This is a genomic window from Sorangium sp. So ce394 (assembly GCF_051474665.1).
Taxonomy (GTDB): domain Bacteria; phylum Myxococcota_A; class Polyangia; order Polyangiales; family Polyangiaceae; genus Sorangium; species Sorangium cellulosum_D.
The window spans coordinates 11,825,120-11,849,053 of record NZ_CP150339.1 but is presented as its reverse complement, the minus strand read 5'-3'; the positions used below and the strand labels follow the sequence as shown (position 1 = coordinate 11,849,053).

Annotated in this window: 16 protein-coding genes; 10 read left to right on the top strand and 6 right to left on the bottom strand. The window is 74.0% G+C overall.

Annotated features, from left to right (window positions below):
- Positions 1–642 precede the first annotated feature (642 nt).
- Together WMF33_RS43740 and WMF33_RS43735 are read left to right on the top strand one after the other, a co-directional pair.
- The gene (locus WMF33_RS43740) at positions 643–2,232 is read left to right on the top strand and encodes an AgmX/PglI C-terminal domain-containing protein (RefSeq protein WP_437334149.1); all 1,590 of its coding nucleotides are present in this window, start codon (positions 643–645) and stop codon (positions 2,230–2,232) included.
- Positions 2,233–2,297: 65 nt separating this feature from the next.
- The gene (locus WMF33_RS43735; RefSeq protein WP_437334148.1) at positions 2,298–3,851 is read left to right on the top strand and encodes a carotenoid oxygenase family protein; all 1,554 of its coding nucleotides are present in this window, start codon (positions 2,298–2,300) and stop codon (positions 3,849–3,851) included.
- A gap of 33 nt (positions 3,852–3,884) precedes the next feature.
- On the opposite strand, the gene WMF33_RS43730 is transcribed toward WMF33_RS43735, so the two are convergent.
- A complete protein-coding gene (locus WMF33_RS43730) occupies positions 3,885–5,486 on the bottom strand; it encodes an amino acid permease (RefSeq protein ID WP_437334147.1) in 1,602 nt (533 codons plus the stop codon).
- A gap of 220 nt (positions 5,487–5,706) precedes the next feature.
- Between WMF33_RS43730 and WMF33_RS43725 the strand changes: the two genes are divergently transcribed.
- The 5 genes from WMF33_RS43725 (at position 5,707) to WMF33_RS43705 (ending at position 12,379) form a co-directional block, all read left to right on the top strand.
- On the top strand, positions 5,707–6,651 hold the full coding sequence (locus tag WMF33_RS43725) for an alpha/beta hydrolase (protein ID WP_437334146.1): 945 nt from the start codon (positions 5,707–5,709) through the stop codon (positions 6,649–6,651).
- Positions 6,652–6,719: 68 nt separating this feature from the next.
- Positions 6,720–9,770, top strand: a complete 3,051-nt coding sequence (locus WMF33_RS43720; RefSeq protein ID WP_437334145.1) for a PEP/pyruvate-binding domain-containing protein — start codon at positions 6,720–6,722, stop codon at positions 9,768–9,770.
- 7 nt (positions 9,771–9,777) lie between these two features.
- Positions 9,778–10,758, top strand: coding sequence for a pseudouridine synthase (locus WMF33_RS43715; RefSeq protein ID WP_437334144.1), 981 nt, complete (start codon positions 9,778–9,780; stop codon positions 10,756–10,758).
- Positions 10,759–10,826: 68 nt separating this feature from the next.
- Positions 10,827–11,573 carry a hypothetical protein gene (locus WMF33_RS43710; protein ID WP_437334143.1) on the top strand — a complete coding sequence of 249 codons (747 nt, stop codon included), beginning with the start codon at positions 10,827–10,829 and terminating at the stop codon, positions 11,571–11,573.
- Between the two features lie 155 nt (positions 11,574–11,728).
- A complete protein-coding gene (locus tag WMF33_RS43705; protein ID WP_437334142.1) occupies positions 11,729–12,379 on the top strand; it encodes a tetratricopeptide repeat protein in 651 nt (216 codons plus the stop codon).
- 429 nt (positions 12,380–12,808) lie between these two features.
- Here WMF33_RS43705 and WMF33_RS43700 read toward each other — a convergent pair whose 3' ends face one another.
- Positions 12,809–13,573: a hypothetical protein gene (locus WMF33_RS43700; RefSeq protein WP_437334141.1), complete on the bottom strand. Its 765-nt coding sequence runs from the start codon at positions 13,571–13,573 to the stop codon at positions 12,809–12,811.
- Between the two features lie 469 nt (positions 13,574–14,042).
- Between WMF33_RS43700 and WMF33_RS43695 the strand changes: the two genes are divergently transcribed.
- From WMF33_RS43695 to WMF33_RS43685, 3 genes are read left to right on the top strand one after another with little or no spacing between them, the layout of a single operon-like run.
- Positions 14,043–15,464, top strand: coding sequence for a hypothetical protein (locus WMF33_RS43695; protein WP_437334140.1), 1,422 nt, complete (start codon positions 14,043–14,045; stop codon positions 15,462–15,464).
- On the top strand, positions 15,461–17,668 hold the full coding sequence (locus tag WMF33_RS43690; RefSeq protein ID WP_437334139.1) for a hypothetical protein: 2,208 nt from the start codon (positions 15,461–15,463) through the stop codon (positions 17,666–17,668). Before WMF33_RS43695 ends, WMF33_RS43690 begins: the two co-directional genes overlap by 4 nt.
- Complete coding sequence (locus WMF33_RS43685; protein WP_437334138.1) at positions 17,665–18,726, top strand: hypothetical protein; 1,062 nt, start codon at positions 17,665–17,667, stop codon at positions 18,724–18,726. The genes WMF33_RS43690 and WMF33_RS43685 overlap by 4 nt, the downstream gene beginning before the upstream one ends.
- Positions 18,727–18,966: 240 nt before the next feature.
- Here the strand turns inward: WMF33_RS43685 and WMF33_RS43680 are convergent, their stop codons facing one another.
- From WMF33_RS43680 to WMF33_RS43665, 4 genes are all read right to left on the bottom strand, one after another.
- Complete coding sequence (locus WMF33_RS43680; protein WP_437339574.1) at positions 18,967–19,857, bottom strand: 3-hydroxyacyl-CoA dehydrogenase family protein; 891 nt, start codon at positions 19,855–19,857, stop codon at positions 18,967–18,969.
- Positions 19,858–19,889: 32 nt separating this feature from the next.
- Entirely contained in the window at positions 19,890–20,468 is a 579-nt protein-coding gene (locus tag WMF33_RS43675) for a hypothetical protein (RefSeq protein ID WP_437334137.1), read from the bottom strand.
- Between the two features lie 76 nt (positions 20,469–20,544).
- Positions 20,545–23,022 carry an AAA family ATPase gene (locus WMF33_RS43670; RefSeq protein ID WP_437334136.1) on the bottom strand — a complete coding sequence of 826 codons (2,478 nt, stop codon included), beginning with the start codon at positions 23,020–23,022 and terminating at the stop codon, positions 20,545–20,547.
- 155 nt (positions 23,023–23,177) lie between these two features.
- On the bottom strand, positions 23,178–23,894 hold the full coding sequence (locus WMF33_RS43665; protein WP_437334135.1) for a hypothetical protein: 717 nt from the start codon (positions 23,892–23,894) through the stop codon (positions 23,178–23,180).
- Positions 23,895–23,934 lie beyond the last annotated feature (40 nt).

The following is a 23,934-nucleotide window of genomic DNA, read 5'->3' as shown; positions in this document are numbered from 1 at the left end:
GGGGCGCGGCTACCCCAACGCCCGTTGTCTCGCGCGTCTTGTCGTCTCGTTGGATTGCGCACCTCGCGATCCCCGCGCGGCTCCGCTCGTTCGACGGCGCGGAGCGGCCGTGTCTGGTGCGCTGTCGGCGGCGCTCGATCGTGTCTTCCCGCTGCGCGGCGCGGTTCATCAGAGAGCACCGGAAGTTTACGGCTGTGTTTCGCGACGACTCGATGTCTGTTGGCCAACCGCGCGCATCGCATCGAGGTGGCCTTCGCACATACACCGCGGCGCGGACGTCGGCGCCTGCCCCTCCGAGGTGGCGCGCTCCGCGAGGGCCGGGGCGAGCCGCCGCGCCGAGCGGCGCGGGGTCGGGCCGGCAATCTGGAGTTCATTCAACGCCCCGGGCGCGATCTCGCCGCTGAAAATCGCGTGGCGGGTCCGGAACCTGGGGCCGGGGGCGCTGTCGATCCCGGGCGTGGACGCGGTGCTCCGCGGCGCACGCAGAGAGCGGTGAAGCTCGCCGCGCGTGCGCCGGGGAACGCCAGAGCGCGGGCCCTCGCGGGCTCGCTCCATTCAGACCGCTCGCTGCGCGGTCCACGCCGCACGCGGGAGCAGGGAAAGGCCTGGCTTCAGATGGATACGTTCAAGTTGGCTCCGAGCATGGCATCCCCGAATCCGTTTCTCGGCAACCCGCCCTTCGGCGCGTCTCCGGCCCGCGATCCCGAGGTGACCGCGGACGCGCCGGAGGGCTCGTACACGTACGCGCTGGTCAAGAGCGCGCCCGAGCTGCCCGCCGCGGAGTGCGAGACCGAGGCGCTGTCCGTCGAGGTGCTGATCCGCTGGGGGAGCAACCTGATCCACGTGGCGCACCTGACCCCGCCGCGCTCCTTCCACGTGGGCGAGCAGGACGGCGCGGAGGGCGCGTGCGACTTCTTCCTCCCGGCGGAGCGGCTGGGCGCGGCGAGGGCGCCGCTCGTGCTCGTCGGCGACGACGGCGAGGTGAGCGCCGTGATCCCGCCGGGCGCGTCGGGGATGATCGAGATCGGGAGCTGCACGATGACGGTCGCGCAGGCGATCGCGACGGGCCGCGCCGCGGCGGACGCCGCGCTCGGCGGGGCGCGGCGGGTCGCGCTGCCGCTCGGCGCGCGTGCGCGGCTCGACCTCGGCGACTTCGGCTTCGAGGTCGCCGTGGGCAACGCGGGCCGCCGCGTCGCGGGCAAGGTGAGCCTCGACCGCCGGAGCCTGCCGTTCGCCGCGCTCTCGACGCTGGTCCATGTCGGCCTGCTCGGGGCCATGGCCGCGTTCATGCCCCCGCTGGCGATGGCCGACGACGGCGGCGTGAGCGCGGAGCAGGCGTACCTCATGGCGCAGGCGCTCGCGGCGACCGCGGAGCGGGAGCTGCCCGAGGCGACCGAGGGCGCGGAGGCGACCCGCCCGAACGACACCGAGGGCGGCTCGGGCGCGGCCGCGATCGGCGAGTCGGGCAAGGCCGGGAGCGCGACGAGCCGGAAGACCAACGGGCGCTTCGACATCGAGGGGCCGAAGGACAACGCCGACGTGCGGATCTCGCGGGCGCAGGCGCTCGACGACGCGGCCCGCTTCGGCATGATCGGCATGCTCCAGGCCGGCCTCGGCGATCCGAACGCGCCCTCGGCCCCCTGGGGCGGCGTCGACACGCTCGGCAACGGGGCGAAGAGCGTGATCGGCAACCTGTGGGGCGAGACGATCGATGAGTCGGGCGGCGCCGGGGGCCTCGGGCTGACCGGCGTCGGCGAGGGCGGCGGCGGGCGCTTCACCGGCATCGGGATGGGTCCCCTCGGCACCATCGGCCACGGCAACGGGCTCGGCGACGGGCAGGGCTTCGGCCCGGGCGGCGGCGCGTCGCGCTTCATCAACGGACCCGGCCACAAGGTGCGCGCGCCGCGGATGGGGGTCGGGTCGACCACGGTGTCTGGCCGGCTCCCGCCCGAGGTGATCCAGCGCATCGTGCGGCAGAACTTCGGCCGATTCCGGCTCTGCTACGAGAACGGGCTGCGCAACAGCCCGAACCTCGCCGGGCGCGTGGCGGTCGGCTTCACGATCGGCCGTGACGGCGCGGTCTCCAGCGTCCAGAACGGCGGCTCCGACCTGCCGGACGCCGGCGTGGTCGCCTGCGTGGTGCGCTCGTTCTACGGGCTGTCGTTCCCGCCGCCGGACGCCGGCATCGTGACCGTGACCTATCCTATCCTCTTCAGCCCTTCCGGCGGCTGACTCGCCCCTTCCGGCGGCTGACCTTCGGTGTCGCCCCGGCGAGTGGTATGCTCTATCGTGCGTGCGTGATCGCCCTATCCCGAATCCTGAGCACGCTCGGGCGCGCGCGGCGCGCGCCCGAAAAGACCCTTCAAAACCCCTTTCTCGAAGGGAATTACGCCCCTTTCCGGAGCGAGACGGAGTGCGCCTCGCTCGAGCTCGTGTCGGGAGAGGTGCCGGCGGCGCTCGCCGGCGCGCTCTACCGGATCGGGCCCGCGCCGCGGTTCGAGCCGCTCGATCCCGCCCTCTATCACTGGTTCGAGGGCGACGGCATGGTGGACGCGTTCCGTTTTGAAGGCGGGCGTGTGGCGCACCGCCGCCGCTGGGTCCGCACGGACAAGCTCCGCTGGGAGGAGCAGGCGGGCCGGGCGCTCTTCGGCGGCCTCCGCGGCTTTGGCCGGCGCACCTCGGCCGACGGCTGGAAGGCGCTCGGCTTCACGCCCTCCGAGCTCATCGAGCTCCGCGTGCGCGGGCTGCTCGGGCTGCCGCCGCGCGAGGATCAGGTGCGGCGGATCATGCGGGCGCAGGACCGGAGCAACACGAACGTGCTCAGGCTCGCCGGCAGGCTGCTGACGCTCGTCGAGAACTCGGCCGCGCACGAGATCGACCCCGAGACGCTCGCCACGCGCGGGCGCTTCACGTTCGGCGGCGTGCTGGAGGCGCGCCGCATGGTCGCGCACCCGAAGGTCGATCCGGAGACGGGCGACATCTACACCTTCGGCGCCTCGCCGCGGCCGCCGCACCTGACGTATTACGCCTTCTCCGCGGACGGCTCGCTCCGCTTCTCGCGCGACATCGACGTGCCGTTCCCGGCGATGATGCACGACTTCGGCGTCACGGCGACGCGGGCGATCCTCTATCACCTGCCCGCGACCATGCGGTACGAGAACTTCAAAACCTCGAACCCGGTCCGGTGGGAGCCCTCGGAGGGCGCGCGCCTCATCGTGGTCCCGCGGGACGAGCCGGGCGCGCCCGCGCGCACGGTCGATCTCCCCGCCTGCTTCGTCTTCCACACGATGAACGCCTTCGACGACGGCGGCTCCGTCGTGCTCGACGTGGTGCGGTACCCGCGCCTCCCGCTCTTCGATCTCGGCGGGGAGAACCCGAACCCGCCGCTCACGGAGAACCCGGAAGGGCGGCTCACCCGCCTCCGGATCGATCCCGACAAGGGCGCCGTCAGCGAGACCCTGCTGGACGAGGCGCCGGCCGAGTTTCCGATCGTCGATCCGCGGTTCACGGCGCGGCCGTACCGCTACGGCTGGATGGTGTGCAGGCGCGGCGACAGCGACGGCCGGGGGCACCACAACGCCATCGCCCTGGTCGACCACGTCGAGCGGCGCACGCGCTATCACGAGCTCGGTCGATCGAGCTTCACGTCAGAGCCGGTGTTCGTGCCCCGCGGCGAGGGAGCGCCGGAGGGGGAGGGGTGGCTGCTCGCCGTGGTGTACCGCGCCGGGACGGACCAGAGCGACCTCCTCGTCCTCGACGCGCTCGACGTCGAGCGCGAGCCGGTCGCGGTGCTGCGCTGCCCGCACCGGATCCCGTACGGCTTTCACGGCTCGTGGGTGGCGCGCGGCTGACCGCCGCGCCCCCGCCTGCGCGCCTCCGGGCCGCTACCGTCCGCCGCCCGAGGCGACCTGGCCGACGGCGCGCTCCGCCTCCGCGATCTCCTGCGCTCGCTGCTGGATCATCACCCCTTGCGGCGGGCCCTGGAAGCGGCGGCGCTCCAGCGCGAACCAGATGATCGCCGTCAGCGCGAACACGATGAGCATGATGACAAGGGCCTTGTCGTTCGGGGGCTGGACGCTCACCACGATGAGCATCAGGCACGCGAGCACGCTGATGACCGCGAGCGGCCGGTACAGCCGGCCGAGGTCCCATGGCCCCATCGTCACCCACGTGCGGCCGTAGGCGCGCACGCCCGCCATCGTGGGCATGACATAGGAGATGTAGAGGAAGATCACGCACACGGCCGTGATCGTCGAATAGACCGGCGTGTACACGGTGAAGGCGATCGTCAGCGCGCTGACGACCCAGATCGCGGTCGCCGGCGTGCGGAACTTCGGGCTCACCTTGCGGAGCTGCTCCGAGAGCGGCAGCCCCCCGTCGCGGGCGAACGCGAAGGTCATGCGCGAGGCGGACGTCACCGTGGCCAGCCCGCAGAGGTACTGGGCGATCGAGATGCCGGCGTAGAGCGCGATCCGCAGCTTCTCCGGGATGACGCTCTCCATGATCCAGAAGAAGACCCCGCCGCCCTTCGACGCGGCCTGGTCCATGTCGGGGATCGCGAGCACGATCGCGCTCAGCATGAGCCAGCCGAAGACGCCGGAGACGAGCACCGCCCGGACGATGCCCCGCGGGACGGTCTGCGCCGCGCCGATCGTCTCCTCCGAGGTGTGCGCCGACGCGTCGTATCCGGTGATCGTGTACGCGGGCAGGAGGAAGCTCAGGAGGAACAGCATCGTCATGCTGTCCGTCTCCGGCCACACGTCGCCCCCCTTCGCCCCGCTGTAGTTCGTGAACGTGACGAGCCGCCCGAGGTCGACCTGGGGCGCGTAGAAGAGCATCGCGAGCGTGAGGATCACCGAGACGACGAGGATGAGGTATCCGCTGAAATCGGTGAGCAGGGTTGTGACGCGGATCCCCAGGTGGTTGAAGAGCGCCTGTGTCCCCGTGATGAGCGTGACCCCGACGATCTGCGTCAAGAGGGCCTGATCCGGGGACATCGTCGCGATGTCGACGCCGAACAGCGGGCCGAGCGAGCTCATGATGAACAGGTAGGCGCCGACGTTGATCGCCGCGAGGACGGTGACGAGGCCGATCAGGTTGAACCACGCCGTGGCCCAGCCGAAGCCCCGGCCGCCGAGGATCGAGGCCCAGTGGTACAGCCCCCCGGCGGTCGGGAACGCGGACGCGACCTGTCCCATCGTGAGCGCGGTGCAGAGCGAGAGCGCGCTGCAGACCGGCCAGCCGATGCCGATGCCGGCCCCGCCGACGCTGCAAAGCCCCATCTGGAACGAGGTGATGCCGCCCGCGATGATGCAGATGATCGAGAACGAGATCGCGAAGTTGGAGAAGCCCCCCATCCGGCGCAGGAGCTCCTGCGCATAGCCCATGCTGTGGAGCGTCTTCACGTCCTCGGCGATCACGCCCTCCACGCTGCGCGGCTCGTCGCCGGAGCGCGCCCCGACGTCCCCCTTCGTCTCACGGCTCATGAGCGGTCCCTTTCCTCGACGGTCTTGCGCTCGTGACCGACGGAGCCCGTCGGGATCGGCGCGCCTCGCCGGTGCGCGCCCCTCTCGGGGAGCCCACCCGCGCAGACGAGCGTACATGGGGGCGCCGGCGACTGACCAGCGCATGCGCCGGAGCCACAACGAGCACGGTGCGGCGGCCGCCGGCGGTGACCGCCTGCCCCCGCTGCTACCCTCGCCGCGCATGTCCACGACGACGCCCCCCTCGCTCTCGCGCCGGCGCGCCCTGCTCGGCCTCGCCGCGCTCGCCGCGTCGTCGTGCCGGCGCAAGAGCTCGCCGCCCCCGCCGGGGCCCGCGGCGGCGGAGGCGGCCCCCTCCCGCTGGAAGGAGCTCGCCTTCGAGCCGGCCGAAGGGGGCGAAGGCCCGCAGCGCGCGCTGCTCCTCGCGCCCGAGGCCGCGGCGCCGCTGCCGCTGCTCGTCGCGCTGCACGGCCGCGGCGAGGCGGTGCGCGGCCCCGAGGCCGGCGCGCGCGGGTGGCGCGACGACTACCGCCTCGACGCGACCCTCCAGCGGCTCCTCGCGCCGCCGCTCGCGCCGGACGACCTCGGGCAGATGGTCACGCGCGAGCGGCTCGCGCAGCTCAACGCCTCGCTCGGCGAGCACCCCTACCGCGGGCTGTGCATCGCCACGCCGTTCGCGCCCGACCTCCGCGACCGCTCCGTCGAGGGGGCCGCGGCCTTCGGGCGGTTCGTCGTCGAGCGGCTCCTGCCGCGGGCGCGCGCCGAGAGCGGCTGCCTCACGGCGCGCGAGGCGACCGGGATCGACGGCGTGAGCCTCGGCGGCCGCCTCGCGCTGCTCGTCGGCCTGTCGCACCCCGAGGTCTTCGGCGCGGTCGGCGCCCTCCAGCCGGCGGTGCGGGCGAGCGAGGCCGAGATGTTCTCCGCCCTCGCGCGCCGGGCGCGACGGACCACCGAGCGCCGCGCGCTCGCGCTGCGGCTCGTGTCGAGCGAGGCCGACCCCTTCCTGCCCGCCATCCAGGCGATCAGCGATCGGCTCCGGCAGGACGGCGTCGCCCACGAGCTGCTCATTGTGCCCGGACCGCACGACTATGCCTGGAACCGCGGTCCCGGAGGCGTGGAAATGGTGCTCTGGCACGAGCGCGTCCAGCGCGGGTTGCGCGCGCCGTGATCGCGGCGGCCCGGGCGTCACAAGCCCCTGACCAGGCCGCCGAACCGTGTTACTTCCTCGGCAACGACGTGGCCGACCCGACACGCATCGCCCGCGCCGAGAGCGCGACCGACCCGCCCTCCGTGCGCGAGTGGCTGAAGCCGCTCGAGAGCGCCGGCCAGCGCCGCAGCACGAGCGCGAAGCGCGTCGGCGGCAAGGCGGCCTCGCTCGGCCGCCTGCTGCGCGACGGCTTCCCGGTGCCGCGCGGCTGGGTGCTCGACGCGCGGTGCTTCACGGAGCTCGTCGACCGGCAGCTGCCGCGCGGGCACGACCTCGCCACGCTGATCCGGCTCTCGGGCACGAAGGTCGGCGTCGACCGGGCGGCGCGGGCGCGCGACCGCATCCTGAGCGAGCCGCTGCCGGAGACGCTCTCGGCCGCGCTGCAGGCGCTCTGGCAGACGATCGCGCCGGAGGCGCCGTGGGGGCTCGCGGTGCGGTCCAGCGCCACCTGCGAGGACAGCGACGAGACGTCGATGGCGGGGCTCGCGACGTCCGTGCTCGGCGTGCGCGGCGACGCCGAGCTCGACGCCGCGATTCGGCAGGTCTGGGCGAGCGCCTTCCTGCCGCGCGCGCTCGCGTACCTCGCGCACGCCGGCGTCCGCGACGTCGCGATGGGGGTCGTGCTGCAGGTGATGGTGCGCGCCGAGGCCGCGGGCGTGCTCTTCACCGCGCCCCCGGCCGGGCTCGAGGGCGAGCACTGGCGCGCCGGCGAGCGGCTCGTGAACGCCACGCTCGGGCTGGGCGCGCCGGTCGTCGACGGCGCCGTGGCGGCCGACACCCTCCGGATCGCGCGGGGCGGCGGCAAGGTCGTCGCGTCGGCGGTGGCGCAGAAGCGGCGCGCGCTCGTCGTGGGCGCGGCGGGGCTCGAGGAGGTCGCGGTGCCCGCGGCGCGCGCCGATCGGCCGGCGCTCGGCGAGGCCGCGCTGCGGCAGCTCGCCGAGCTCGCCGAGCGGCTCGAGCAGGGCGGCAAGGGCCCGTTCGACGTGGAGTTCGCGGTCGAGGGGGAGGACCCCGGCCGCCTCGCGGACGACGCCGCGGTCGAGGGGGAGGACCCCGGCCGCCTCGCGGACGACGCCGCGGCGGAGGGCGCGCCGGCGGAGGGCGCGCCGGCGGAGGGCGCGCCGGCGGAGGGCGCGCCGGCGGAGGGCGCGCCGGCGGAGGGCGCGCCGGCGGAGGGCGCGCCGGCGGAGGGCGCGCCGGCGGAGCCGCGCGTGTGGCTGCTCCAGGTGCGTCCGGTGAGCGGCGGCGGCTTCCCCGAGGGGGGCGGCGCCGACACGATCTGGTCGCGCGCGAACGTGGGCGAGGCGCTCCCCGGCGCGGCGACGCCGCTCACCTGGTCGGTGGCGCGCGCGTTCTCCGACCGCGGCTTCCGCGAGGCGTTCGCCGCGCTCGGCTGCCGCGTGCCGCGCGGCGCGCGCCTCGTCGCCAACGTGCACGGGCGCTTCTACCTCAACCTGACCGCCTTCATGCAGATCGCGGCGCAGGTCCCGGGGCTCTCGCCGCGGGCGCTGCTCGGCATGAGCGGCGGGGCGAGCGACCAGCTCATCGCTCGGCTCGCCGAGCAGAGCGCGGGCGTCTCGCGGCGCCGCTTCTACACGCGGCTGCCGCTCACCGGGCCGCGGCTCCTCCTCCGGCAGGCGCGGCTCGAGCGCGAGGTCGCGGCCTACGAGGGCGAGGCGCTCTGGGCCCAGCGCGCGCTCTCCGAGCTCGACATGACGCTCCTGCCGGACGACGCCATCGGCACCACGCTGCGGAGCGTCTTCCTGCTGCTCGAGCGGACCGGCACGCTGATGCTGCACTGCGCGTCGGCGTCGCTCGCGAGCCACCTCGCGCTGTGCAAGGCGCTCGAGCGGGTCGCGGGCCGCCGCGCCTCGGCGCGCTCGGCCTCGGGCGAGGCGCCCCTCGACGGCCCGGCCGGGCGCGCGGAGACCAACGTCGAGCACCTGGCGCAGGTGCTCGCGGGCGGCGTGCGCGAGCTCGACAGCGCGGGGCCGGGCATCGAGCTCGCCCGGGTGGCCGAGCTCGTCATGCTCGATCGCGCGTCGCGCGAGCGGCTCCTCGCCGGCGAGGTGAGGGGGCCGCGCGATCTGCCCGAGGGGCCGGCGCGCGACGCGCTCGGGCGGTTCCTCGACGCGTACGGCGACCGCGCCGTGCGCGAGGCGGAGCTCGCGACCCCGCGCTGGCGGGAGGACCCGGCGCCGGTCATCGCGATGCTCACCGCGTCGCTGCGCGGGGCGCCCGGCGATCCGGAGCGCGCCCTGGCGCGCGCGCGGGCGCTCGCCGACCGGGAGATGGCGATGCTCGAGACGCGCGTCTCGCGGGTGGAGCTCGCGCTCCTCCGCACGCTGGTCGGCCGCGCGCAGCGCTACGTGCGCCTGCGGGAGCGCATGCGCACGTGGGTGACCCGCGTCCTCGGCATGCTGCGGAAGGTCGCGCTCGACATCGACCGGCGCCTGCTCCGCATCGAGCCCTCGCTGCTCCCCGGGAGCGTGTTCTTCTGCACCTACGAGGAGCTCGTGACGGCGCTCTCCAGCGGCCGCGCCGACGTGGGCCACGTCGTGCGGCTGCGCCGCGCCGAGCACCTGCGCGACGCCGCGCGCCCCGATCCTCCGGCCACGTTCATCGGCCGGCCGCCGCCGGTCGTGCTGCCGCCCGCGTCGGGGGTCCGCCTGCTCGGGCTGCCGGCGAGCCCTGGCGTGGTCGAGGGGCGGGCGCGCGTGCTCGAGCCGGGCGCGCCCTCGCTCGACGCGGTGGCGCCCGGCGAGGTGCTCGTCGCGCGCACGACCGACATCGGCCTCTCGCCGCTGTTCCTCGTGGCGGCCGCGGTCGTGACCGAGCTCGGCGGCCCCATGTCGCACGCCTCGATCGTCGCGCGCGAGTACGGCATCCCCGCGGTGGTGAACGTGCCCGGCGCGACGCTGGCGATCAAGACGGGCGACCGGCTGCGGGTCGACGGCGATCGCGGCGTGATCGAGCGGCTGAACGAGCGCGACGAGCGCGCCGCGCCGCCGTCGCCGAACGGCGCTGCCGGCGGCGCGCAGGGCGACGGCGCGGCGCCGCTCGCCGCGCCGCCCGAATGACGCCCGTATGACGACCGCGCGCTTCCGGGTCGGCCCGTCCGACGGCCCCACGGTGGCGGACGTCCTCGAGCGCCTGGGCGGCGCGTCGCCGGGCCTCGCGGGCGCGGCGGCGGAGGGGCGCGCCTTCCTGAACGCGCGGCGGGCGCGGCCGGACGACGCGGTGGCCCCCGGCGACGAGCTCGCCGTGTGGCCGGCGCGGCGCGACGCGCCGGGGGCGCCGCCGGTGGAGGTGCTGGCGCGCTGGGGGGAGATCCTCGTCGCGTCGAAGCCGGCGGCGTTGCCGACGGAGCCGGAGCGCCGGGGCACGCGCTCGCTGGTCACCGAGGTCGCGGAGCTGCTCGGCCTGCGCGCGCCGCCGCACGCGGCCTCGCGGCTCGACGTCGGCGTGAGCGGCGTGGTGCTGTGCGCGACGGGCCCGCGGGGCCAGCGGCACCTCGCGGCGATGCGCGAGGCGGGGCGCGTCGCGCGGGTGTACGTCGGCATCGCCGGCGGCCGGGTCGAGGGGGCGGGCACGTGGGACGCGCCCATCGGCGCGGCGCGGTCGCGCGGGCGCAGCCTGCCGGCGGTGGGCGGGGCCGGCGCGAAGGAGGCGGCGACGCGGTACCGCGCGGTCGCCTCGGCCGGCGGCGGCGCGGCGCCGGCCACGCTGCTCCGCCTCGATCCGGTGACGGGCCGCATGCACCAGCTCCGGGTGCACGCGGCGCATGCGGGGGCGCCGCTCCTCGGCGACCGCGACCATGGCGGCGCGCGGTCCGTGACCACGGCGCGGGGCCGTGTGCTCCCGCTCGCGCGCGTCGCGCTGCACGCCTTGCGCGTCGCGGTGCCGGACGAGGCCGGCGAGGAGCGCGCGGCGCTCGCGCCGGTCCCGGACGAGCTGCGGGATCTCTGGGGGGCGCTCGACGGCGACGGCTCCGCGTGGGAAGAGGTGCTGACTGGGACGCCCGAGGCGGCTTTGCCGCTGGCGGCTCCTTCCGGTGGTGCCCGATGACCTCGCCTCGCCCTCTCGCCCGTGCCGCCCTGGCGGCCCTCGCCGGCCTCGCGTTGGCTGCCGCCGGCGTGATCGCCCTGGCGGAGCCCGGGGCTCCGCCGCCCCGCGCCGGGTATGCGCCCGACCCTGCCGTGCGGCCCAGCGCGAAGCAGTGGGTCTTCGAGGTGCAGTACGCGAAGGGGAGGGGGTCGGTCGCGCGTGTCCGCCCGGTGACGCTCGACCGGCCGGCGGCGACGGCGAGGGTGATGGGCCGGTTCGCGCTCGAGCTGTACGTCGGCCAGGAGCTGCTCGATCGGGTCCGGTTCGACGTGCCGCTCACGGGCGACGCGCCCGAGCGGTCGACGAACATCCTCTATCGCCGGCCGGCGTTCGACGAGGGGGTGACGGCGCGGCTTCGCGTGCAGATGGCGGACAACCCGCGCGCGAGCTGGGCCAAGCTCGTCGACCGGAAGACGGGCGCGGAGGAGCGCTTCCTCTGGCCGCCGGATCCGGACGGCCGGCTCGTGTCGCTGAGCGCGCAGGGCGCGGCGGCGGTCGACGGCGGCCTGCCGGCGGACGGCGGGAGGCCGCCGGCGGACGCGGGCCGACCGGATGGCGGGTGGCCGCCGGCGGACGCGGGCCGACCGGATGGCGGGTGGCCGCCGACGGATGCGGGGCCGCCGGATGGCGGGTGGCCGCCGGTGGACGCGGGTCGCCCGGACGGCGGGTGGCCGCCGACGGACGCGGGGGTGCCGGATGGCGGGTGGCCGCCGGTGGACGCGGGGCGCCCGGATGCTGGGCAGCCGCCGGACCCGTTCAGGGCTCCGCGGCGGTAGCCTGCCGGGCCATCGGGGTCGCGCATGCCGGTCCGAGGTCCGGCGGCGTGCTGGGTCGGGCGCCGTCGCGCGCCTTGCTCCGGGCGGCGGGGACCGTCGCTCGTCGGTGCAGCAAGGTTTCCCCTTCGGGCCGTGGCTGCGGTACCTTGGCGGGCATGCAGGACCGCTCGCTTGCCGTCATCGCGTCGCTTGCTCTCGCTGTCGTCGTCTCTGCTTCGCCCGCGGCCGCCCAGCAGACGCCGCCTGCGGCGCCGGAGGCCGCGCCGGCCGCTGCCGCTCCGCCGCGCAAGGATCCCAGCGGGCACACCGGCATCAGCCCCTACACGGAGCAGATCCTGAAGGGCAACGCGTCGTTCGTGGCGCGCGACATCCCCGGCGCGATCGCGGCGTTCCAGGAGGCGATCAAGCAGGATCCCTCGAAGATGCTCGGCTTCTACCGGCTCGGCGAGGCGATGCTCGAGTCGGGCAATGCGGCGGAGGCCGAGACGGCGTGGACGACGGCGCTCGGCAAGAAGGGCTCGGAGGAGCTTCAGGCGAAGGTGCTCTTCTGCCTCGCGGATCTCCGCGAGCGCCAGAAGAACTGGCAGACGGCGCGGGAGGCGTGGGGCGCCTACGCCGCGTACCTGACCAGCAACCCCAAGGCGGGCGGTTACCCGGCGACGGCGACCGAGCGGCAGAAGCAGATCGATCGGCGGGTGAAGGACGAGAAGGACTACGCCACGGTCAAGGAGCGCATCGTCCAGCGCGAGGCCGAGCGCCAGAAAGAGGCCGAAGAGAACGCCAAGAAGGACAAGCTGAACCGGTAACCGGTTCGCGCGTCCGCCGCTGCGCGGGGGCGTCCGAGGGAGGCGCCTCCGCAGGGGTCGTGCGGTGCTTGGGGAACCGCCAAGGCGCCAAGGACGCCAAGAAATCTCAATCAACTGGCGTCCGTCGCGGGGACGAAGGCGTCCGCCGCGGGGACGAGGGCTTCCGTCGCGGGGACGAGGGCTTCCGTCGCGGGGACGAAGGCTTCCGACGCATGCCGGAAGCTTCCGGCGCGGGGCGGGACGCGGAATTCGCCGGAAATTCGACCTCCGGCGGACGCCGGAAGGCGTCGGGAGCAGGGCCGGCGCTCCTAAGTACGCGAAATGTCGTGCTCCGGAGCGCGCCGAAGGGCTTCATTTCGGCGACGGAAGCTTCCGGAGCGCGTCGGAAGGTCTCGGACGCGCGCCGGAAGCGCTTGTTGGTGTGCCAGATTACTCCAGATCGATCGCGTCGGCGTCGTCGAGCGGGTCGGCGGGCTCGGCGGGCTCGGCGGGGGCTTTGCGCTGGGGGGCCTTGCGGTTCGCGAGGCCGAGGCGGATGAGGTACCCCCGCTTCTTGACGACCGCGCGCGCCGTGGTTGACCACTCGTCGAACCAGCCGCGCAGTTTGACGAGCGCCTCGCGCCTGCGCGCGGTCTCCGGGAGCTCGGTTTGCTCGGGCAGAGGCGATGTCGGGCCGAGCGCGACGTCGACGAGCCCCTGGAGGCGCTTGCGTTCTGCCTTGTCGAGGCCGCGGGGGCCGAGGAACGCGACCGCCTTCTTGTCGCTCTGCTTGGTCCCGGCGCGACCCGGGTCGGCGCCGCTCTCGAGGGCGTCGAGCCGCGCGAGCAAGGTGGCCACTCCCCGGACGGCGGCAGCGCCGGTGGAGGGCGCGAGGTCCTTGAACACGTAATCGTGCACGTCTGGGAAACGCCGACGGAGCGCGGCGCCATAACGGGCATAATTGGGCTCGTCCCACTGGTCGAGCTCCGCCGTCGCGGCGCGCTGCGCCCTGGCATCCGCGGTATCGGGCGCCGCGCCGGCCCTGCGGGGCGCGGCGAGGACGTCGAGGAGGAGCGTGCGGCCCTCCACGATGTCGTCATCGGTCATCCCCGCCTCGGCCATCAACGTGCGAATCGCGGCGACGGCGCCAATCCCCAACAGGAACTTGGTGACGCGCTCGGGCGTGGCCTCGAGGACCTCATTCGAATAATCCATGTCGATTCCTCCCTGCCGGCCGGCAAAGCCGGACGGCGGCAATGAAACGGGAAGATACAATGGGAATCGGGGCAGTTGAAAAGAGCTTTGTCGCTCGCGCTGCCGTCGGGTTCTTGCTGCGTCGACGAGGCCCGTGTTCGGGGGCTGGCATAGGATCCGTCTCTCGTCTCCCGTCTCCCGTCTCCCGTCTCTCGTCTCCCGTCTCCCGTCTCCCGTCTCCCGTGCTCCTCTTCGTGCGCGTGCGCGTGCGCATTCCCGTGCTCCCTCCGGTCCAGCGCACCGGTGCCTCTCTACCAAGGACGGAGCGATGACGTCCCGGAGCGTTCTTGCTCGGCTGAGCAATGTCCTACTGCCCCCGTATGGACGCTTGCATCCGGTGGGCCTGCGGGCGAGCGTGCGCCATTGAGAAAAGTTGCAGGGGGAGGGAATGAAAATGAGAAGGAACACGAGGCGACCGAAGGCAATCCTCGTGGCGGCCGTAGCTGCCCTGGTGGCGCTCGGCGCGGTGGGGGTCGGGTGCTTGTGGGAGCGGGAGGATCACACGTTCGGGAGCTTCTGCGCGGTGGCGGAGGGCGGCGAGGAGCATTGCGTGGGCGAGAACCTTGGCCCGGCGGTCGCGTGGAGCCAGGCCGAGAAGGACGGCGCGCTGCCGATCGAGATGTGGGCCACGCGGCCAAACAACAAGACGCTGGATGAGATCGTCGCGAGCAGCTACTCGCTCGACGTTTGGTTCCGCCACCTCGATGAGGCGATCGAGCACGTTCGGGACGACGCGAGGAACGCCGAGTCGCTGCGGGCGACGCTCGCGGGCAAGCTCGCGTCGCTGCTCGACGAGGCAACACAGCGCCAGAGAGCGCTGCTCTCGCGGACACCGGTCGACGCGGCCGGCAACTTCAAGGCGGCGATGATCGACAGGGCGAGCGCCGAGGAGGAGCAGCGCGCCGCCGCGCTCGCGGCGGACAAGCAGGCGATGTCGGCCGTGCAGACGATCTTCGACCAGGCCCGGAGCGACGCCGCCCCGCTGCGATCGACGTACGCGGGCGTCGCGGCGCGGTTCGCCGCGTACCGCGCGACCGAGGCGGCGGAGACGGCGGCGTACGCGGCGCTGTCGGAGCAGGCGTCGCGGTCGGACATCGACGGCCTCGACGGCGTGGAGCAGGCGGTGCTCGCGGCGGCGCGCGAGGCGAGCCGCGCGCCCGGCGAGCTCACCGCGGAGATCCTGAGGTCGTCGGCGGCGCTCCAGGTCTTCGCGGCCTCCTTCGACGAGGCGATGGCGCCACACGGGGAGCTCCTCGCCACGCACGGCGCGGTGCTGCCGGACACAACGTCGGGGGCTCTGCGCTCGCTGAACGCGATGCTGGGTTACGTGCAGCGGCGCGTCACCCGGAGCGACGCGACCGCGGCGGCGCTGCTCGGCGGTATCGCGCTGCGCCGGCAGGCGCTCCGCGTGCTGCAGATGGACGAGGGGGCGCGCGAGGCGATCGCGCGGTCGCGGGCCCGCAAGGCATCGGATGCCTTCGAGCAGCGTGCGCGCGCGCAGGTCGCGGCGCTGTCGGCGGCGCCGCCGGTGAGCGAGAAGCTCGGGCTGCCGCTCTTGGCCGAGCGGTGCGGGGCGCTGCTGGCGGTGGTGCAGCTTCGGCCGCTCTGCGACGCGGCGGGGTCGTCGTGGCGCGAGGCCGGGTGCGCCGAGCTTCGAGGGCGGTTCGACGCCGCGGTGGCCGAGCTCAGGACGGACCTGCCGCGGAAGATCGCGGCGGGCCTCGCGGCGCTGCGGGAGAAGGGGATGACCGCGGCGGCGCTCGACGCCGTCGAGGCGAGGCTCGACGCGGGCGACGTGAAGGGCGCCGCGATCGCGTACGACGCGGCGGTGCGCGGCGCGGAGGGGAGATGAGAGGCTCCAAGGACGTTGCGCGGCCTGGCTGGCGTGCCGCGGCGCTGCAGAAGCTCGTCGCGCTGATCGCCGCGGTGGCGTTGGTGGCGCCCTCGTTCGCGTGGGCCGGCACGCCGTACACCCTCGACTGGGTCTCCACCCAGTTCAACCCGGGGTGCCTGACGCCCGAGCTCGCCGACCCAGGCGCGGCGTACTTCCGCGTGAACCAGACGCCGCTTCCCACCTACGAAGTCCCGGGCGAGTTCGCGTTCCATGACGACGGCTCGGAGAGCAACCGGATGGAGGCGACGTTCGATTCGGTGCTGCTCGGGATGGGCATGAACGACTTCCACTTTCACGTCAGCAGGGAGGGGGGCGACAACACCTGCGTCGACGCGCGCGAGGTGGTGCGCCTCGTGTCGGTGCCGCTCGGGTTGAACAAGCCGCTCTTCGACATCCGGCGCCGCGGGGTGGCGTTCTCCGGCGACACGACCCTCGACCTGAGCCTCGCGGAGATCAACCCGGCGCTGGCGCGCGACATCGAGATCCTGCTGGCCGAGCTCGCCAAGGAGCGCAAGGCGCTCGTGGGGAACGCGCCGCGGGTGGAGCGCCTGGCGGAGAAGATGGATTTGCTCCAGCAGCTCGACACCGAGCTGAAGGACCTGGTCGGCCGGCCGCTGGACGAGATCTCGCGGACCGACCTCGACGCGATCCTGGACCGGTACAAGGACGTGGTCGGCGCGGAGACGCGGGCGGCGATGGAGCAGCTCGTCGACGATCTGAAGAAGAGCGTCAGCGATCTCGCGGCGGAGCTCGCGCGGCTGATCGACGAGTTCGGCGCGCAGGCGGACGAGGTGGCGGACCTGGCGACGCAGGACGCGCGCGCCGAGGGGTGGAACCCGGACGATCCGCAGGCGTACGCGCTCGGGGAGAGCGAGGTGCCGTGGGTCGAGGTGCCGGACATCGCGGAGGTGGACGGGGCGTTCGACGAGGGGAGGGACCCGTACGCGGCATACGCGGACGCGGTGCTCGCGGCGCTGGAGGCCGACGTGAGCGGCGGGGTGGTGGTGCTCCGGGCGGATTTCGTGGCGAACGTGAGAGCGTGGCGGGCCAACAGCGCGGCGCTGGAGATCGCGCTGCGCGACCGGATGGGGCTATCGCTGGCGGAGACGAACGCGTTCCTGAACGCGCAGAACCGGATCACCGGGTTCGTGCGGCAGTTCATGGATGCGTCGGACTGGTTCGAGGACTCGCCGGTGCCGGCGGACCTGCGAGCGCAAGTGGATACGGTGCTCAAGCCGCGGTTCGATGCGCTCGCGGACCAGATGAAGGACAGCCTGAACCTGTGGAGGGGGGACGGGCTCGACCTGGAACAGACGCAGCTCTACCAGACGATCAGCGCGTTCGCGGGGGCGATGTCGACGGTCGGCGAGGGCGTCGAGGCGTACGCGGAGGTGATGCAGACGCTGGTGCACGCGACGACGCGCATCGGGGTGGGGTTCGTGCCGGTGGTGGGACCGGCGCTCGACCTCTGCGAGGCGGTGACGGGGAAGGCGTTCTGCCTGCCGTCGGGGCAGGAGCTCAGCGACGAGGAGCGGATCTTCTCGGGGGTGGGGTTCGGGCTCGGGGCGGTCGGGCCGATGTGGCGCGCGGTCAAGACCAGCAGCGGGCTGCGGCCGGCCGCGATCCGGGTGGCCGGGGAGATCGCCGAGATCGAGGAGGCGTTCGCGCAGATCGTGAAGACGAACCGCGTCAGGGGGTACAAGACGCTCACCGGGGCGATCACGACGAAGCCGGTGGACATCTTCGAGAAGAAGGCGGCGAAGTTCCTGGTGGACGACGGGAGATCGCTCATCGGGGTCGGCGACGACGGCGTGCGCGACGTGCTCAGGATTCCGAAGACGTCAAGCCCTGGTGGTACCGAGGGGGCGGCGCCCGACTTCTTGTCGATATCCAGCGGGCACAAGCTCATCATCAGCGAGGCGAAGGGCGGCGGAACGATCGAGGTCAGGAAGGTGCGCAACCAGCTATCGAACGCGATGAAGGCGCTGAAGCAGAAGGGGCTGGATGGAGACGTGGCCCGGGTCGAGCTCATCATGGAGCAGGGCGCCAAGTTTGATGACCCGAACATCACGGTTCGAGACGGCTACCTGTTCGACTGGAAAGCGGGCAAAACAGTGACCCTGATAGGCTCCGACGAATTCATCATGGTGATCCGGCTATGAGTCAATCAGAGCCTTGGTTTTATGCGTGGTGTGACGAGTCAGGACGGCTCGACGCGTTCGCAGCGGCCCTGTCGGCCCTCGTCGACCCGGGGGCGCTCCTCAGCCTGATGATGAGCCATCAGGAAGGGTGCGAGACGCGCTCCGTGGACGAAGTGCTCGCGATGATTCGCGACCACTTCGGAGAAACGAACAACGCTCATCTCGGGTCTGGCGTGAGGCTGCGCGATTCGGAGCGCACCATGATGTTCGAGCTCAAGTGCTACACTGACGAAAGCGAACGTCTCCACCCCTGGGGCCCGCTCCGCTTGACTGCGGGCGAACGCACGTGGGACTTTTTTCCGTACGAGATCCTCGTGGGCAGCTACGGCCCGCGCTTCGTGGAGGCCGAGGCCGCGGTCGCCTGCCACATGGTTCAGGGTGATATCGAGGAGCTGCTGCTTCGCCTCTGCGCACCCGACGCGAGCGGGCGCGTGCCGACCGGCGCCTGCACGATCAACCAGGAATGGCGCGCCCCGGTCGAGATGTGCGCGACTTATAACGCGAGCGCCGCGGAGCTCGCGCGCGACCTCGCCCTGTCGTGGGTGAGCCTCCACGACAAGGAGAGCGTCTCGCGCACCGCGGGTATGTCGCTGGAGGCGCTCCGCGCGCGGGTCGACGCCGCGCCGCGCGGCACGCGCGTGCCCATGAAAGGCATGAGCGAGCTCACGCGTTCCCTCTCGCGCGAGGCCGTCCTCAAGGCGCTCGCGACGCCGCCGGCCACGCTGCTCGAAGCGCTCGAGGCCGCGGCGGTGCCTGATGATGTGTGGCGCGCGGCCGAGCCAAAGGCGCACGAGATCATGGACCTGCTCCGGCAGATCGGGGAGGCTCCCGAGGGCGAGGGCCCGCCTGCATTTCGGGCAGACGTCACGACGCGCGGGCACACTCGATTCCTCGAAGAGCATGCTCCCTTCCGCGTGCGCCGCTTACCTAACGGCGGCGTGGTGCTGGCGACGCATCCCTTCCGCACGCTCTGGCCGCTCTGGTCCGACGCCCTCTTCGTGCTCGGCCTGATGTCCTGACGCAGGTCGTGCACCCCCTCGCTTCTCCGGATTTCACATCCGGGCAGCAGGTACCAGTCGGCGCACCCCTCCCTGAGCGCGCGGAGCGCGCGATTAGGGAGGGGCGGACCGCGCGCAGGCGCGAAGCGCCGAGCACGGGCCGGGGGTGGGCATCCGCTATCCGCTCGCCGACCAGATGAAGGACAGCCTCAACCTGTGCAGGGGGGACGGGCTCGACCTGGAGCACACCCGCTGCGCTCTCTACCCCCGCCGCCAGCCTCCACCCTCGATGGGCTGGGCCCCCGCCTCCGTCCACCGGTAGAACCCCTCCCCCGTCTTCTTCCCGAGCCTCCCCGCCCGCACCATCTGCCGCAGGATCACCGGCGGCCGGAACTGCTCCCCCACCTCGCGGTGGAGGTGCTCCAGGATCGCGAGCCGCACGTCCAGCCCCACGAGGTCCGTCAGCTTCAGCGGCCCCATCGGGTGCCGGTACCCGAGCTCCATCGCCCGATCGATGTCCACCGCCGACGCCACCCCGGACTCCAGCATCCGCATCGCCTCGGCGCCGAGCGCCACGCCCAGCCGGCTCGTCGCGAACCCAGGCGTGTCGTTCACCACGATCGGCGCCTTGGCCAGGCGCCTCGCCACCGAGAGCGCCGCCGTCACCGTCGACTCGTCGGTCTCGAGCCCCCGCACCACCTCGAGCAGCTCCATCACCGGCGGCGGGTTGAAGAAGTGCAGGCCGATCGTGCGCGCCCCCGCCCCGAGCCGGCGGCCGAGCTCCGTGATGCTCAGGCTCGACGTGTTCGACGCGAGCAGCGCCCCCGCCGGCGCCGCCGCCTTCGCCCGACCGAGCACCTCCACCTTGAGGTCCATCTGCTCGGGCACCGCCTCGATCACGAGATCGGCGTCCGCCGCCGCGCGCGCGAGATCCGGCGACGCGACGAGCATCCCGATCATCTCGCTGCGCGCCTCGTTGAGCATCTTGCCCTTCTGCACGAGGCGATCGGTCGCGCGCTTGATGTCCTCGATCGCCGCGCCGACGCGCGCGGCGTCGACGTCGTGGAGGCGGGTCACGTAGCCGGCGACCGCGGTGACCTGCGCGATCCCCTGGCCCATCGTGCCCGCGCCGAGCACGAGCACCGTGCGCATCCGCGCGGCGGCGTTGTCCACCACCGTCGCGCTCACTTCGGCGGCGCTGGCGGCGGCGCGTTCGAGGCGCCCTTCTGCCGCCCCTCGATGCGCTTGCGCACCGCCTCCACCTCCTGGGGCGTCAGCTTGCGCAGGTTCGGCGAGCCCGGCGCGGCAGCGCCCGCGGCGTGGTCGTGCCCCTCGTGCCCGGGCGCCGCGCGCATGGCCCCCCCGGCCGGCCCAGGCTCGGGCGCCGCCGGCGCGGCCGGGCGCGCCCGAGCCGGGCGCGCGTCGGCCCCGGGCGCCGGGCGCGCGTCGGCCCCGGGCGCCGGGCGCGCGGCCGCCGGACGCGCGTCGGCCCCGGGCGCCGGGCGCGCGGCCGCCGGACGGGCGTCGGCCGGGACCGGGCGCGCGCCGGCCGGCGCGGCCTCACCCGCGGCGTCGCCGTCGCCGCTCATCGCGAGGAACAGGACGCCCGCCACCGCGAAGACCGCGAGCCCCAGCGCAGGGACCCAGTTCGGGGTGGGCGGCTCGTCGGCCGGCAGCGCGCGAGCGGGCTCCCCGTCGAAGCCGTGGTGGTCGCTCACGTCGTGCGCCGCGGCCGCGTGAGCCTCTTGATGGGCCGTGCTCATGCGCGGACAGTTGCCGCACTTCGCAAGCGGCGTCGAGGGGGTTCCACGATCCGGCCGAAAGGGCGGCCGGCCGCGCTCAGCCCGCGAGCCGTCGGTGGCTGTCGAGCGCCGCGCGCTGATCCTCGAGATCGTCGCCGTACACCGCCTCGATCGCCTCGGCCGCGAGGCGGTGCTGCCGCTCCGCCGTAGCCTTCGGCTGCATCCCGTACGCCGCGTCGCGGATCAGCACCGTGCAGAACTCGAAGCGGTGCTCCCCCATCCGCGACCAGATCCGCTGCGCCTCGCCGAAGCGCAGGTGATCCACGAGGACCGACGCGTCCGGGATCATCCGGGCGAGCACGCGGGTGTCGAACTCGCGCCCGAGCACCGCCGCGGAGATCACCGTCTGCCGCGTCCGCGGCTCCAGCCGCTCGAGCCGCGCGACGAGCAGGCTGTTCACGGTCCGCGGCGGCATGAACCGGCTCGAGCGCGCGGCCTCGTGGGTCGACCCGTACCGGCCGTCCTCCAGCCAGTACGCGAGGATCTCCTGCGCGAAGAACGGGTTGCCGCCGGCGGTCTGGCCGAGCAGCGACTCGAGCATCGTCGGGATCGGGCCGCCGAAGAACGGCTCCGCCAGCGCGAGCAGCCGCTCCTGGGGCAGCGGCGCGAGCTCGATGACCTGCGACGGGATGCCGGCCTCGAGCGGGATGCGCACGTCCGCCCCCTCGCCGGCGGCCGCGGGCCGCGCCGAGCAGAGCACCGCGAGCGGCAGATCCCGGCAGGCGGCCGTGATCGCGCGCACGGCCTCGAGCGAGGTCGGGTCGGCCCACTGCGCGTCGTCGAGGTGCACCACCACCGGCTGCAGCGAGCTCTCGGCGACGAGCAGCGCGGAGAGCGCAGCGAGCGCCTCCTCGCGCCGCCCGGCCTCGGCCTCCGGCGTCGCCGGCTCCTCGCCCCGCAGCCGGAGCAGCCGCGCGAGCGCCTCGCGCGACCGGTCGATCCCCTGCCGCACCTCGGTCCAGGCCTCGGGCAGCCGCTCCAGGAGCAGCTGGAGCGCGAGATCGAGCCCCGCCTGCTTGGCGCGCTGGCCGAGCTCCGACGAGATCCCGAGGTACTCCTTGAGCGCGAACTCGAACGCGTAGAGCGGGGTCTTCAGCGTCTGGTCGCAGCGGGCCTCGATCCACAGGAGCGGGCGCATGTCCATGAGCTGCGCGCGCTGGTGGCGGTAGCTGTGCACGAGGTAGCTCTTGCCGATGCCCGCCTCGCCGAGGATGTACACGACCCCGGCGGAGCGCCCGGCGAAGAGGGGCTCGAGCGCGCGCGTGAGCCGCTCGAGCTCGGCCTCGCGGCCGATCGGGCCGAGGTCGTAGAACTCCTCCTGCACGGCGATGCGGCGCCGCTCGAGCGAGTAGACGAGGATCGGCAGGTCGAACCCGTCGAACCGGAAGATGTTCTCGGTGGACCACTGGTGGCTCGCCTCGCCCGCGAGGAACGCGCGCTCGTCCGCCCAGATCGACGACGGCGCGGCCTTGCGCGCGATCTGCGCGGCGAGGTGGACGGCGCGGCCGAGGCAGGCGAACTCGCGGCGGCCCCCGGCGCCGAAGAAGCCGGACAGGCAGCGCGCGCGGGTGATGCCCACCGCGAGCCGGGGCACGCCGAGGCCGTTGCTCTTCAGCTCGAGCGCGAAGTCGAGGGCGCGATCGTGGTCGCTCTCGTGCGCGACCGGCACGCCGAAGTAGAACAGCGCGCCGAAGCCGCGCTCGGTCACGTTCATGCCGGCGAACGTGGCGCCGAACATCGCCGAGATCTCGTGCAGCTGCTGGATGAGCTCCGTCGGGCTCGCCACCCGATCGAGCGAGAGCGCGACCGTCGTCACCTCGCGGATCTCGCCCTCCGGCGCGAGATCGCCCGCGCCCGGCGGCAGGAACGCCTCGGCGTCCGCGTCCGTCGGGGCCACCGTGACCGTCAGCGAGGGCGGACCGGTCAGGAGATCCGCCTCGTCGAGCTCCGCCACGCTCTCGCGGGCGCTGGCGGCGGGGAGCCGCTCGCGGAAGCTGCGATCGAGGTGCAGCTCGCTGTCGTCCGCCCCGCGATCGGTCGCCTGGCAGGCCTCGATCGCGGGGCCGTAGAGCAGAGAGTAGGCGCGATCCCGGGCGATCCGCACGATCGTCCAGTGGACCGAGCCCCACGCGAGCCCGATCCTGAACGGCATCGGCGCGCCGCCGGCGCCGAGCGCCCGCCGCGCGGCGAGCTCGAGGAGGCTGCGCCGCATCGCCAGGGCCGCGCTGCGCGCGAGGCGGGTGACGTTCCGCCCCGGCCGATCGGGGAAGAGCGCGGTGAACCCGCCGCCGGGCGAGAACGCCGCGACGAACCCGCCCGACTGGTGCACGGCCTCGAAGAGCGGCTCGAAGAGCGACCGCAGCGCGTCCGGATCGATCGCCTGACGCGCGATCATCTGCTCGGCGAGCTCCACGACGGCCGGGAGCGAGACATGCAGGACGGCCGCGTCGACCGCCCCCGCGTATTGCCCTTCGGCATCCTGTTCGAGGATGAAGTCCGGGACGAGCGGGTTCATGTCGAAACTGTATCGGGGATCTCCTCCCGACACGAGGGTGGCCGGGGGGGCTCCTCGAACCCCGGGCGAGCGCCCTCGAGAGTGCGCGGAAAAGGCCGTTCCGGCGGTGCGCCGGGCGGGTCGTTCAGGGCGAGGGGGCAGCGCGTGGGCGGGGGTCAGTCCCGGATGAACGGCGGGGGCGGCGGGACGTCGTCGACCGGCACCAGGCGGGAGGTGAAGAAGACGCGCACCGTGCCGAGCTCGAGGCGCGCGCCCTCGAGCGTGAACGGCACCTTGCGGGTCTCCCCCGCGAGGCGCAGGGTCAGCTCGCCGCGCACGGCGCCCGGCGCGCCGGCGAGCGCGGGCGCCGAGGCGCCGTCCCCGGCCGAGGCGCGCGCGATCTCGACGACGTAGCTCCCCTTGGGGAGGTTCCGCAGCGCGAGCGACTCCGCGCGCGCGCTCGTCGCGTCGCGCGAGCGCACGCCCACCGGCCCGAGCGTCGCGCCCATCCAGGAGAGGCGCCGCCCCCGCGCGTCGATGAGGGCGAGGTCGAGATCGGCGCCGCCGGTCCACGCGGCGCTGAGCTGCACGTCGCCCGGCAGGTCCGCGGAGGGCGGCGCGTCCGGCTGCGCGAGCAGCCGGTCGACCGTCGCCCGGACGGCAGACGTCAGATCGAGGCGGAGCTGGCCCGCGAGCTCGCTCATGCCGCCCTCGCCGGCGCACCGGATCGCGGCGGCGGCGAGCTTCGCGTCGGCGGGCGCGAGCTCGGCGAGCGTCACCCGGTGCTGGCACGCGTACGCGGGCCGGCCCGCCGCGTCCCAGAGCTCGGCGAGGCGCGCCTGGGCCGCCCGGTCGCCGGGGCGCACGTCGGCGAGGCCGCCGAGGATGCGCACCGCGCGGTCGCGATCGCCCTGCCGGGCCGCGAGGTCGGCG